General features: G+C 36.8%; 8 protein-coding genes. All 8 read left to right on the top strand.

The features are described 5' to 3' along the window. The first annotated feature begins 130 nt into the window (after window positions 1–130). The 8 genes from L1283_RS12845 (at window position 131) to L1283_RS12810 (ending at window position 11,907) form a co-directional block, all read left to right on the top strand. Window positions 131–3,757, top strand: coding sequence for a SusC/RagA family TonB-linked outer membrane protein (locus tag L1283_RS12845; protein WP_333886173.1), 3,627 nt, complete (start codon window positions 131–133; stop codon window positions 3,755–3,757). Window positions 3,758–3,768: 11 nt separating this feature from the next. Further along, entirely contained in the window at window positions 3,769–5,238 is a 1,470-nt protein-coding gene (locus tag L1283_RS12840) for a RagB/SusD family nutrient uptake outer membrane protein (protein ID WP_429626197.1), read from the top strand. Window positions 5,239–5,241: 3 nt separating this feature from the next. Further along, the gene (locus L1283_RS12835; protein ID WP_429626195.1) at window positions 5,242–6,612 is read left to right on the top strand and encodes a substrate import-associated zinc metallohydrolase lipoprotein; all 1,371 of its coding nucleotides are present in this window, start codon (window positions 5,242–5,244) and stop codon (window positions 6,610–6,612) included. A gap of 99 nt (window positions 6,613–6,711) precedes the next feature. Then, window positions 6,712–8,037: a DUF4302 domain-containing protein gene (locus L1283_RS12830; protein ID WP_429626193.1), complete on the top strand. Its 1,326-nt coding sequence runs from the start codon at window positions 6,712–6,714 to the stop codon at window positions 8,035–8,037. A 95-nt stretch (window positions 8,038–8,132) separates the two neighbouring features. Further along, window positions 8,133–8,942: a hypothetical protein gene (locus tag L1283_RS12825; RefSeq protein ID WP_429626191.1), complete on the top strand. Its 810-nt coding sequence runs from the start codon at window positions 8,133–8,135 to the stop codon at window positions 8,940–8,942. Between the two features lie 18 nt (window positions 8,943–8,960). Next, window positions 8,961–9,401, top strand: a complete 441-nt coding sequence (locus tag L1283_RS12820) for a hypothetical protein (RefSeq protein WP_429626190.1) — start codon at window positions 8,961–8,963, stop codon at window positions 9,399–9,401. Window positions 9,402–9,563: 162 nt separating this feature from the next. Next, window positions 9,564–10,226, top strand: a complete 663-nt coding sequence (locus L1283_RS12815; protein ID WP_429626189.1) for a hypothetical protein — start codon at window positions 9,564–9,566, stop codon at window positions 10,224–10,226. A gap of 1,309 nt (window positions 10,227–11,535) precedes the next feature. After that, window positions 11,536–11,907: a hypothetical protein gene (locus L1283_RS12810; RefSeq protein WP_429626188.1), complete on the top strand. Its 372-nt coding sequence runs from the start codon at window positions 11,536–11,538 to the stop codon at window positions 11,905–11,907. Window positions 11,908–12,019: the final 112 nt, after the last annotated feature.

The following is a 12,019-nucleotide window of genomic DNA, read 5'->3' as shown; positions in this document are numbered from 1 at the left end:
GTCCTAAATCTAAAAATGAACAATTAAATCCCAATTAACCACAAAGTGTAAATGTATGAATAACTTACCACTTAGCAAAAGGTGGAGCTTGATCCCTCAAGACCCACGATTTTGCAAACCATTACGTATTATGAAAATTAGTACATGTCTTCTATTCGCATTTGTGACGGGTGTGCACGCTAAGAGCACGGCACAAAAAGTCACGTTGAATATGAAAAATGCACGTATTGAAGAAGCATTGTCTGCCATCTCCAAGCAGTCCCATCTACGTGTTTTATATAGTGAAAATCTGAATACTAAAGCACGGATCTCTGTGAACGTTAAGGATGCGTCCGTTGAGGAAGCATTGAATGCTGTCTTGAAAAGCAATAATATTGAATACAAAATTATTGCTAACACCATTTCGGTCAACAGTAATGCAAAGAATATCAGCATGACAGTCCCATTGGCTATTCAGCAATCCGTTTCAGGTACAGTCACTGATAAAAATGGAAAGGGATTAAGTGGCGCTACTGTAACTGTAAAGGGAACTTCTATTTCGACGCAAACAGATGATTCAGGGCACTTTAGGATTAATGCCTCTTCATCTGCGGTTTTGGTCGTTCGCTATGTCGGGTTTGGAACCAGGGAAATTTCCATGGCTGGTAAGTCAACTATAAATATTGTACTTACAGCTAATGATCAAAAATTGGATGAAGTCAATGTGGTTGCCACGGGGTACCAAAATTTGGATCGTAAATTATTCACAGGCGCTTCATCGAAGATCGATGCGAAGGAGGCTGAACGTGCAGGGGTTCCGGATATTTCTCGTATGTTGGAGGGACAAGCGGCTGGTGTTTCTGTTCAGAACGTGTCTGGTACTTTTGGTGCGGCACCTAAAATTCGGGTACGTGGTGCAACCTCATTGACTGGAGATAACAAACCATTATGGGTAATTGACGGTGTCATCCTGGATGAGGCGGTCAATATCTCCAATGAGGCATTGTCAACAGGGGATGCAAATACGCTATTAGGTTCTTCTGTAGCAGGTTTAAATCCAGATGATATTGAGTCGATCACTGTATTGAAAGATGCTGCTGCCACAGCCATGTATGGTGCTGCTGCAATGAACGGTGTTGTGGTCGTAAATACGAAAAGGGGACGTAATACAGATGGTGTTGTCAATTTTAATTATTCAGGAAACTTCACCACCTATATTAAGCCTAATTACAACCAATTTGATATCATGAACTCAGCGGAGCAGATGCAATTGATCATTGATATGGAAAACAAAGGCTATTTAAATCATTCACAGGTTTCTCGCTCCCCAACTGGAGGTGTCTTTAACAAGATGTATAATCTGATGTATGATTATGATCCTTCTACTGATTCGTATGCTTTACGCAATGATGCTCCCTCTCGGTATCAATTTTTGCAGCGCTATACCAATGCAAATACAGATTGGTTTGACTTACTTTTTAAGCAGTCCCTTGTTCACGATCACTCCCTAAGTATGTCTACAGGGACGGCTAAAAGCCAGACCTATGCATCTACTAGTTTTATGAATGATTCTGGTTTTACGTTGGGGAATTCTGCGAAGCGTTTTACTGCGAATGTCCGTAATAATTACAAAATCAATGATAAATTGAGTACCGAATTTATCTTCCAAAGTAATATTAGGGATCAGCGTACTCCAGGAACATTAAATAGAGTTTCGGATGCTGTGTATGGTAGCTATTCTCGTGATTTTGATATTAACCCATACTCTTATTCGCTAAATACGAGTCGTATTATAACCGCTTACGATGAAAATGGAAAACTTGAGTATTTTAATAGAGACTACGCACCATTCAATATCCTTAATGAACTCGATAATAATTATATCAAGTTAAAATTGATGGATATTAAGGTTCAAGCTGGTATAACGTATAAAATTTTACCTTCTCTGACTTATTCTGCAAATGGGATGTATCGTTATTACAACTCCGAAAGACAGCATATGATCACAGAAAATGCGAATCTTTCCAAAGCATATCGAGCAAACCAGGATCAAACAGTAAATGCGGGAAATAGGTTTTTGTACGCGGATCCAGATTTCCCCAATACGGATAAATATGTGATTTTACCCAATGGAGGATTCTTTAATGTTGCCAATAATAATATGATCAGTTATTATATGCGTCACAATTTAGAATACAATCAAAAATGGAATGATCATACATTAAATTTATTTGGAACCTACGAGCTTCAGTATGCGGACAAACAAAATCATGATTTTAATGGTCCAGGAATAGAATATGGCAATGGAAATTTAGTAATGCCTACCTATCGCTATTACAAGTATGCGATTGAAAGTGGTAACGTTCCTTTTTCAATGGCTTATAATTATGATCGAAAATTGGCCTATGCACTTCGAGGTGCTTATAATTATAAGGATAAGTATTCATTCAACTTTACGACACGGTATGATGGCTCAAATAAAATGGGACATTCTACTGTTGCACGTTGGTTGCCTACCTGGAATTTATCGGGAGCATGGGACATTGACCAGGAAAATTTTTTCAACCGTGAAAATAAAATTCTCTCTTCAGCACGCTTAAGAGCAACTTATGGTCTTGTGGCCAATATGGGAAATGCGTCAAACTCCTCTGCTGTATTTTATAATGCGGTGGCATATCGACCTTACGAATCGGAGAAAGAAGGTAAAATTAATATTGACGGCTTAGAAAATTCAGAATTGACTTGGGAAAAGATGTACGAATTGAATATTGGTACTGACCTAAGCTTTTTAAATCGTCGAATTGATTTGAACTTTGATTATTATAGAAGAAACATTTTCGATTTGATTGGGCCTATTCGAACATCGGGTATTGGAGGTCAGTTCGAAAAACTGGGTAACTATGCGGATATGAAGGGGCATGGTGTTGACATTCAACTAGGCGGATATCCTTTTAAAGATCCGCAAGGTTTTACTTGGCGGACCCAGTTTACCCTAGGCTTTAATAAAACAGAAATTACAAAACTTGATGTGACACGTAACATCTGGAATTTAGTTTCTGCTGAAGGTGGGGCCAAATTAGGAAAGCCACATCGTGGCTTATATTCTATCGATTTCGACAAGCTTAACGCAAGAGGTGGGTACCCTATGTTTATCGGTACTGACGGGACACCAGGTGCTACGTATTTTTGGCTGCAGGACAATGAAACTGATTTCTTAAAATATGAAGGCCCTGTAGACCCTACAATAGCGGGTGGATATTATAACCGATTAGAATATAAAAATTTCAATTTGTCCTTTTTAATGAAATTTGCTTTTGGTAATAAGGTTCGTTTGCAACCGAGTTACTCTTCATCTTATTTGGATATGTATAATGTATCGAAAGATCTGATCAATAGATTTTTATATCGTGGTGATGAGTATCTGACTGTGATTCCTTCGACTTTGGATCCTTTGTCGGCAGAATTTGATGTAAAGAATGCTTTGGGGGAAAGAAATGCGGCAAATTATACCTACAATGCTTACAACTATTCATCCGAGCGTGTGGCAAAAGGCGATTATATTCGTTTGTCACAAATTTCTATTGGATACAACGTTCCAAAAGAATTGGTCTCACGTATTAAGTTCAGAACGGCGCAGTTTAATCTTGTAGGGAATAATTTATGGTTATTATACTCAGATAAGAAGTTAAACGGAGTTGATCCAGAGTTTTATAGTAATGGTGGAGTTGCTCTTCCTGTACCAAAGCAAATTACATTATCTGTGAAGTTGGGATTCTAAAAATATAAATCATGAAATTAAATACTATCAAATATATTCTTTTATCCTCTGCTTTTTTGTTCAGTGGATGTAGCAAGTATCTTGATCAAGAGCCAGATATGCGTGCTCAGATCAATACTGTAGATAAAGTCAAACGATTGGTTGCTTCAGCCTATCCTGGGCGAAATTCTTTGGCTATGGCTGAAACGTATTCGGACAATGTCGAAGACAAAGGTGTTGGCGATTTGTATCAGCCAGTCCCTGCTCTTTATGAGTGGAAAGATATTATCGGCGACGATACGGATTCTCCAACCGCCTATTGGAATTCGTGTTATGAGGCAATTGCAGCCGCTAATCATGCACTGGATGCTATTGAGAAAAGTGATTTTGGAGCAGATGTTTTGCCTTATAAAGGAGAAGCACTGGTTGCTCGTGCTTACTGTCATTTTATGCTTGCCAGCTATTTTGCAAAAGTATATGACCCAAAATCGGGAGCTAATAATGATTCTCCGGGTGTACCCTATGTGAAAGAACCTGAAACGGTGCTTATAAAAAAATATGATAGAGGAACTGTTAAATCGACTTATGATAATATCCGTCAGGATCTGGAGGAAGGACTAGCATTATTGGACCAAGGAAAAGGTGTTTGGGATGTCCCTAAATACCATTTTACACCTGAAGCCGCTCATGCTTTTGCCACACGTTTCTACTTGTTTACAGGAGAATGGCAAAAAGTAGTGGATAATGCCAATAAGATCTTCGGTGGTAATTTTACGGGTAAATTAATCCCTTATAATTCCACGTTCAAGACATTAGGCTTTGAGTCCGTTCGTACCGAATTTGCCAAGGCCGAACAGCCCTATAACTTATTGATTAATGAAACTTATAGCGGTTACCAAAGATGGTGGAACAATCGTTATGCGATGGGGATAAATGTATTTCAAAATATTTATAATGGTATGACGGCTACTGGAGCTAAGCTGTATAACTTTGGTGTAAGTTATGGCGCGCCGCACTATACCACCTATCTGTGGAAAGAGTTTTGGTATGTGACCAATCCAACCGCCAATACAGGTTTTCCAATGTTAATGGTACCCGTATTGATTACTGATGAGGTATTATTGAATCGAGCAGAAGCTTATGCTGAATTGGGGAATACCAATGGTGCTTTGGCTGATCTTAATTTGTTTGCCAGCAATAGAATCAATAATTATAATCCCAATACCTATGCTGTAACAGTTGCGAAATCCAAGGATTTTTTTGGTGTGGCTGATGAAAAGGAAGCGTTGATTGAAACAACATTACAGTTTAAGCAAGTTGGCTTTATGTCGATGGGTCTCCGTTGGTTTGATATTATACGTAAAGGATTAACTGTTAAACATAATATGATTGGCAATGATGAGCGTGAAACCATTCTAGAACTTAAACCTGAAGATCCGAGGAGAGTCTTTCAAATTCCACAAGAAGCGAAGTTAGCAGGTGTCGAACTAAACCCAAGATAAATCATGAAAACAATTGTTAAAATATTTACAGGAGTTAGTCTGATCGGATTAATCTTTGCCTGTAATAAAGAAGATAAACTAAATTACACACTTCAGAACTACGATACATTTGTTCCGGGGGCGATTGATGAATGGATTACTAAAAATCTGACAGATCCCTATAATATTGAAGTCGTTTACCGCTACCAGCGTAATATGCATGACGTAAACAAAAATATATCTCCTGCAGATGAATCGAAAGTGATTCCACAAATGGATATTGTGAAAAAGGGATTTTTGGAGGTATACAATAAAATTGGCGGATCAACTTTTATTAAAACCTATACACCCAAGCAATTCGCATTGTTTGGTTCTGGAGACTATGATCCAGATGGTTCTGTGAAAGGAGGAACAGCTGATGGTGGGCGCCGGATAACACTCTATGGATTAAACGGACTTAATGAGAATAATCCTAATTCAGTAGTTGGAAATTTACAAGTGATCCATCATGAATTTACTCATATACTAAATCAAACACGCTTTATACCAGTCGATTTTGAAAAAGTATGTGTTGGAGATTATTATTCCAATTGGACTGCGCAAGAAAATACGCAAGCGGCGGCGAGAGCACTTGGATTTATCACGCCATATGCCCGTAAAAATATCGGTGAGGATTTTGCCGAAACGTTGTCGCATCTAATTGTTGGAGGACAGTTATACTATGACCAGTTTGCTTATCAATCTGATTCAATTCCCTATGTTAAGTTAAAGCAAAAAGAGACCATTGTGCGGGACTATATGAGTAAATATTTTAATATTGATGTCACTCAATTACAAATGGAATTTCAAAGGGTGATGGAGGAGCAGTACAAGAGTAAATCTTATAGTTTTTTGACGGCTGTAACGAACAAGACCATTACTGAAACCATCGATATGGATATCCGATCAAGCTGGGGACAGGAAAATGTCTTATCAACTAAGCAGATTGAATTATTTACTCCTATTCTAGATGGATTTGGAAGTTATCAGGTTAAAGGGATACAGTTAAAGATGCTTAGTGCGAGCAAGATGACCTTGTCCATTCCATTTGGCAATAATACTGATACCTGGAATGCTTTATATGATTTGGATATTATTAAGATCGATAATGAGAGTTACAAGATAAAATTGTCTACTGTACAAGGGGCTGATGCAGGCTACGGATACGGTAATTTTTCTTACATAATAAGTGATGTAAAACCTCTGTTAAATTATTTAGAGAGCACAAGCTTTAAATTCTCCTGGAGCATAAACGGTGTACAAACACCACTTAATTATTTGAAATTTGTAAGTATCCAGGATTTAGCAAACCCTCAGTTTGGTCTCACGGGTAAGGTCTCAACTAAGAAATATTAATCATATTACCAATTCTATTTAGAATGCCACTTAATAAAGAAGGTGAATTTGGAGTAACAAACTCCGTATTATGGATTGGAAATTAAAAAATATGTATAGATGAAAAAGATATTTTATTTTATATGTTTTGTATTACTCGCAATGAGTTGTACAAAATCAAAAGAAGTCGAACTGGAGTTGGGGTCTGATCCAGACTCTCGAATCTCTGATACTCTTTCGTATGTTAGGAAAACATTAGTTGATGCACCATATGGATGGAAAGCAAGTTTAACGACAGAGTATTCTGGCGGCTATGGGTTTTACATGCAATTTGGCGATAACGATCGCGTAAAAATGGTTGCCGATTTAAATGATGCAACTTCTTCGGAACTCAAAGAATCTACTTTTCGGGTCCGTCAAATTATGGCGGCGACCCTGTCATTTGATACCTATAACTATCTCACCATGCTACAGGATCCAAATCCGGGAACATATGGAGGTCAGGCTGGTAAAGGAATGGGAAGTGATGTTGAGTTCGATTATGTTAAAACTCACGGAGATACTTTGTTTTTTGAAGGAAGAAAGTTTCAAAAGCCTTTAATTTTGGTAAAGGCGAACGAATCAGAAGCAAGTAAATATATTGCGAAAGATTATCTGAATACGATTACAAAAAATAGGACATTTTTTAAGAAGAACCCATTGACCTCCATTGTCGTTGACGGGGTAGAAGCAGAAATAGCATTTGGTTTTAGTACGAAAAAGATGTCTGTGGTTGTTGCTAATTCAGATGGTACATTTTCTTCTTCGTTTGCAGATTTTTGTAGTACGATTGATGGACTAGAGATTGTTGGCGGAGCGCTATTAAGTAATGCTAAAATAGAACGTTTTATTTGGAAGGATGAAAATTCGATTGTTGGAATCGACAGCGGAGGTAAAGAATATCCTGTGAAAATTAATTCTTCTTCTGTTATTCCTTATATTACAGCATTGGGGACTAGTTTTTCAATCATTACTATTCCAGATGTTACAACCTTTAACGGGTGGAGTACAGATTTTATCGCAAGGAAGGCGTCAACAAAGGCAGGTATCGGTCGATGGAATATTGGTGGCCAGACCCTTATTTTAAATACGACAGATTTTAAATTTCAAGTTGTGAACAACAAGATGGCTGTTGTATTTAACATTAAATATGGCGAAAACAGAACGACATTGACGTACAATTATACGTATACAGTAGAAAACGGCAAATTTAAATTTACACCTAGTGGAACGCCAGGCGGTAATGAAGGTGCACTTTATAATGATGTACGCTATTTACTTCAAGAAAGAATCAACACCGATACATTTGAATTAGATTATTTTGTAAATCCTGAAACATTTGAGGTAATGTCTCAATTTAAAAGCATTGAACATCCTGATTTCTATTTTACTGGACAAAATAATTAATAACATCTTGATTTAATATTAGGTTCGATGCAGTATGTCGAACCTAATATCCTATTATCCGCATGAAGTGCGTATAGGATTACTAATATAGGATTATGTTAAAATATCACGGAATAATATATTTTTTCTTTCTAAGTCTATTTGCTTGTGAAAGGAATCAAAAGGTGGATCTTACCGGAAGTCTGGAAGTCAAGCCGCCGTTTTATTTTGATTTATATGAGATGGAAAGTGGAAGTAAAGTTATCGCAGACACGCTATATAGCGACACCTTCAAGATAAAGCTTGATAAACTTCCAAAAGGAATCTATCAAATCGTTTTTTCCTGGGAGAGGGATGTGGTGAAGCCACAGGAGATCGAACGATTTGCCCGTCAACCTGAACTTGGTATACCAAAATATTATTTGTCAGCCACATTTTGGTTAGATGCAAAAGAGTCAAATAATTATACATTGTTACTGGACAGTACTTATCAACAATCGGAGCTAGAAGAATTATTGTTGGCTAAGAATGGGAGTGAATCAATTAAAATTGCAGTAGTATCCGATGGAGCAAACAACAAGTTATATAATAGATACTTAGCATTAGTAGATCGTTATAGGGCTAAAAATCGACATCAAAAAGATAGTCTTCAACAAGTAGTGGCACATTATAATGATCTTAAATTATTCGAGGATTCAGAGCGATTAAACGCGCTCTTAGCAAAAGATTGGTTGCCAAATGTTAAAACAGCACTGTTACGTGAAGAAATAAATTTTATGAAAGATAATATAGACAGCGAGGTCATTCCTCCAATCTACCATATTCAGGTTAATACGAAAGAAGATTTCGAACAATATCGTGAAGTCTATAATTTGTTTCCGCTTTCAGTTAAGCAAAATTTTACCGTTTGGAATAAAAGTAACTGACCTAGCAAACTATTGATTATGAAAGAAGTATTTAATACCCACATACCCTTCGGTAGTTATATATGGGGGGCTGGGATGATTATATTTATTGCCATGGTATCATATGGTGACTTGGAGCAAGGACTTTACACTGGGGCACTTTTGTTGTTTTTGGTATTTGCATTAACCTGGTATTTCACTTTCTTCTATAAACGTTATTGGATTGAAGACAATAAACTGTTTATTAAAAGTATCTGGGGAACCGATTCTGTTGAAGTCAACTCCATGCGCAAAGTTGAAGCTGATAAGGTGTTTTGGTTTGGATCGATGAGGTTCACCGTTTTAAGGCCCTATAGGAGGGGAATGATCCTGCATTATAATGTGATTGATGATATATTCGTTGATCAGGAAAATCCGACGGAATTTATTGATAAATTGCGGCAGATTGCGCCAAGCATCGATGTTATCGAAGGTAGATAGTTTGCTTTTTATAAAAATACGTGAATACTAATTGAGGTTTCATTTCCTTGGGCAAAGGTTTTGTAAATATTCCTTTCCATGTAATGAATTGGCCCCTTCAGTTGTCCTAATTAAAGTGCAAAAGTGTTTGCCTTAATTAATATGAACCAAATTGTAATTTTTATGAAGTATTTTTTTAGTGCCCTTTTATTTGTTTTTGCAGCTCCATTATTCGCGCAACAAAAAAACAATCAAACTAAACATCTGCCATTTGAGACGATCTATTTCGCTGGTGTTCAATTTAACAACGCTAGCAATCTAAACCGGATTTTGAAAGATCATAATACTGGAAAGGTGCCTGGGTTTGGGTGGAATGCTGGAGCTGGACTTGCATATAGGATCAAACAAACCCTCATTGGCGTGAATTTTAGCCTTTCGACAAGCAGTAAAAATGACAATACAATGAACACAGGAGATTTTACGCTATATGTATCTACCAATGCGATACGAACAGGCAGATTGATCCTTAGTCCGCAGCTGGGAGTCGGTACGCAGTCCACTACTTTTACTGTTCAAAAGAAGAATCTAAATGGAGGATTTGAGGATTTTTTGACAACGCAGTCCAACCAAACAAAAATGGAACATGATGCTGCTATTGTCGATTTAAGTGTTACGTTGAAAACATCGAATTCCGAACGAACTAGCTTTCGTCCTGAATGCAGAGTAGGTTATAAATCTTCTATTACAAAAAATGAATGGAAAGTCGTAAATGCTGCAATTTCGAATGCACCGAAGGATAGACTGGGACATTTCTATGTGCAATTAGCTTGGGGTATTGGACGATAGAAAAGTTAAATTTTAAATATTTCTGTAGTTACCACTTATAGATCTTTATGAAAACACACCGCAAATTATTTTTTATCTACTGCCAGATCATGTTAGTAATCATACTCAGTCAGCAACTTATTGACGTTTACTTTCGAGATGAAGTGACAGAATTTACCGTCGGTAGAATAGTTGCAACATGTGTGTATTTGATAGTAGGGGCGTTGTTGCTCACATTCGTGGAAATTAGGACTAAAAAAGTTAAATAATTTCGGATCTTTAAATATATCAGTTGTTATAACAGGATCTGAAATCTTGAAAAACATAGCAAAGCAGACTATTTAACCAAAACAAATGATGAAAAGATTATCATTTCTTGCTCTCCCGACCAATTTTTTATTACTAGGCTGTCAGAAAGGAAAAGAAGATATAAATCCGTTGCTGAAAAGGACCTATCAACATTCTAATTTGTTCCCACTTAAAGCTCGGCAAGAGCCCGCTGTTTGGAATAAAAGTTAACTACTCCTCGTTTCTAATTTTTGAGCTTCTTTTGGACAAAACGCCGACATTCAATTCTGTCACAATAAATAGGAGTGCGATCCAAATGGTTAAATGGTGACTATCCTTTATACCTATAACCAATAAAAGGAAAGAAAATATTATTTTAAGCCATCGACCTATAGATATTTCGACGATAGTGGTTGTCGTAAAAAATTGATAAATCTTTAATAAAATTGTGTTCATTTTGTAATTTAATAATCGATTTAAGTGTTCTATTCTTTATGGAATTGTTTTCATTGCTAGAATTTTAATCTATTAAAGATAAGTCTATATAGAGAATAAATCAGAATTGCAATAGCACAGATATCAACTAATGTTACTGATATAATTTTCAGTATTTCAGCATCTCGATGTATTAGGATATGCTGAGGCATTTGGCTGAGTAAGAATAGAGCAGTAATAATGTTCAAAACTAATGACAATGGGGATTTCCCGTTTAAGTATGTTTTCATCATTCTGATTATTGTATTATAGGTTTAAATTTGGCATACTTAAAGATAGTTATTTTTTTTGAAATGAAGCTATATTATCTGACTTTCTAACGGTGCTGTGATTGTAATTGCAAACTCTAACTTCTATATTAGATAACGACGTATTTGACCGAAAAATGATGAAAAGATTATTGTTTATTATTCCCTTTGTTGTTTTCTTTCTAGGATGTAAGAAAGAAAAAGACGATGGTAATCCTTTCTTAGGAGAATGGGAAATCAAGACTATCTATATAAAGTATAGCGACCCGGTTGCTGGACTAAAAGAGTAAACAACGGACGTGAAAACATTTTTGACAAAGAATGGCTATTACCCATCGACCTATAAAGGACTGCTGTTTTATGCTGTTGATAGTGCCGCATTGATAACATCGGAGATATTCACGCTGCCCAACGATGATGGGCACCTATATGAGGACCCGGACAAACCTGATAGCGAAAGCAAAACCACCGATAGGATAAGAGCGAGCTATAAGGTCGAAGGCAATACCATCACTTTTCAATTGGAACCATTACCAGTCTCGCAGAAGTTAACTTATCGTTATGCTTTCGTGAATGGTTTTCTTGAACTTACTGTAAAAGATATTGATAGCGAGTTGGACGGAAAGCCTGTGATCCATAAAGAAGTATGGACATTGCGGAAAAGAAATTAATAGTATAACTTCGCGTATTGCCTAATTTTTGAAAATCGATTAAAGCTCCAATGAAACGAATCATTGTCATCCTGTTGATTAGTATTATAAATGCAGTTGCCTTGCAAGCGCA

The organism is Sphingobacterium sp. HSC-15S19 (genome assembly GCF_050433745.1).
Classification (GTDB): Bacteria; Bacteroidota; Bacteroidia; order Sphingobacteriales; family Sphingobacteriaceae; genus Sphingobacterium; species Sphingobacterium siyangense.
This window is presented reverse-complemented; position numbering and strand designations above follow the sequence as displayed.

Coding starts and splice junctions, on each gene's coding strand:
- L1283_RS12815 (WP_429626189.1), top strand. CDS start 9,564: ATGAAGTATTTTTTTAGTGCCCTTTTATTTGTTTTTGCAGCTCCATTA.
- L1283_RS12825 (WP_429626191.1), top strand. CDS start 8,133: ATGTTAAAATATCACGGAATAATATATTTTTTCTTTCTAAGTCTATTT.
- L1283_RS12835 (WP_429626195.1), top strand. CDS start 5,242: ATGAAAACAATTGTTAAAATATTTACAGGAGTTAGTCTGATCGGATTA.
- L1283_RS12830 (WP_429626193.1), top strand. CDS start 6,712: ATGAAAAAGATATTTTATTTTATATGTTTTGTATTACTCGCAATGAGT.
- L1283_RS12820 (WP_429626190.1), top strand. CDS start 8,961: ATGAAAGAAGTATTTAATACCCACATACCCTTCGGTAGTTATATATGG.
- L1283_RS12845 (WP_333886173.1), top strand. CDS start 131: ATGAAAATTAGTACATGTCTTCTATTCGCATTTGTGACGGGTGTGCAC.
- L1283_RS12840 (WP_429626197.1), top strand. CDS start 3,769: ATGAAATTAAATACTATCAAATATATTCTTTTATCCTCTGCTTTTTTG.